At 71.7% G+C, this 1,095-nt stretch carries 1 protein-coding gene; it reads left to right on the top strand.

Annotated features, from left to right (window positions below):
* The coding region (locus tag FNH05_RS37615) for a sensor histidine kinase (protein WP_186382955.1) at window positions 1-1,095 on the top strand (1,095 nt) is incomplete at both ends.

Below are 1,095 nucleotides of genomic sequence, written 5' to 3'. Positions count from 1 at the left end.
CCCCGAGGCGGTGCAGAACATCCAGGAGGGCCGGGAGCAGAGCGCCGCGGTCCAGCCGGTCGCGGTCGGCACCACCGACGAGATCGGCGAGGTGGCCAAGGCCTTCGACGAGGTGCACAGCCAGGCCCTGCGGCTCGCCATCGAACAGGCAGGCATGCGGACCGCCTACAGCAGCGTGTTCATCAACCTTTCGCGCCGCAGCCAGAGCCTCGTGCAGCGTCAGCTGCAGCTGATCGAGCGGCTGGAGCGTGACGAGGAGGACGCCGACCAGCTCGCCACCCTGTTCCAGCTCGACCACCTCGCCACCCGGATGCGGCGCAACAACGAGAACCTGATGGTGCTCTCGGGGGCGGAGCCGGGACGCCGGTCGGGCCAGCCGGTGTCGACCACCGACGTGCTGCGCGCCGCGGCCTCGGAGATCGAGCAGTACCAGCGCGTGGTGGTCCAGACCCCGCCCGACGCCCGCATCGTCGGGTACGCGGCGAGCGACCTGATGCGCCTGGTCGCCGAGCTGCTGGACAACGCGACCGCGTTCTCCGCGCCGGAGACCCAGGTGACGGTGTCGACCCGGGTTTCGGACGACCGCGGCCTGTTGATCGACATCATCGACAAGGGCATCGGCATGAACGAGTCCGAGGTCGCCGAGGCCAACGCTCGTCTGCACGAGAACGGCACCATCGATCTCGCGACCTCCCGCCGGATGGGCCTGTTCGTGGTGGGGCGCCTCGCCGGGCGCCACCACATCGGCGTCGAACTGCACGGCGGCAAGGACATCGTCGGTGTCCGCGCGACGGTGACGGTGCCCGCCGAACTCGTCATGGGCCTGCCGGAGCAGACCGCGGTCCTGCGGCCCGAACCGGCGTACCCGACCGAAGAGATGCCCCGCCGCCGCACGGTCAACGGCAGCGGCAAGCCCGCCCCGCTGACCAGCCTGGCGGGCACCACCTCCGGCACCCTCGGCGACGGCGCGGCCGCGCCCAACCCCTGGTCGCAGAACGGCCACTCCGGGGTGCTGCCCATGCGGCCGCCGTCGGACCTGGAGGTCTCCGGTACCGCGCTGTTCAGTCCCGTCGCGGCCGACGACGAGTCCGGTGC

Origin of the sequence: Amycolatopsis rhizosphaerae, assembly GCF_007713715.1 — a bacterium.
GTDB lineage: Bacteria > Actinomycetota > Actinomycetes > Mycobacteriales > Pseudonocardiaceae > Amycolatopsis_E > Amycolatopsis_E rhizosphaerae.
This window is presented reverse-complemented; position numbering and strand designations above follow the sequence as displayed.